This is a genomic window from Bacillus sp. AC266, assembly GCF_979253805.1.
The window spans coordinates 1-284 of the sequence record NZ_CEEDEC010000042.1; the positions used below are offsets into that span (position 1 = coordinate 1).

The window sequence follows — 284 nt, forward strand, 5'->3', positions numbered from 1 at the left end:
ACTGGACCTCAAGGCGTTCAAGGTAACACAGGTGCTACTGGTTCCACTGGACCTCAAGGCGTTCAAGGTAACACAGGTGCTACCGGTTCCACTGGACCTCAAGGTGTTCAAGGTAACACAGGTGCTACTGGTTCCACTGGACCTCAAGGTGCTCAAGGTAACACGGGTGCTACTGGACCTCAAGGCGTTCAAGGTAACACAGGTGCTACTGGACCTCAAGGCGTTCAAGGTAACACAGGTGCTACTGGTTCCACTGGACCTCAAGGCGTTCAAGGTAACACGGG

At 53.9% G+C, this 284-nt stretch carries 1 pseudogene; it reads left to right on the forward strand.

What is annotated here, in order from left to right:
- Positions 1-284 (forward strand): annotated as a pseudogene (locus AC0IXC_RS29185) (Gly-Xaa-Xaa repeat protein); the annotation flags it as partial.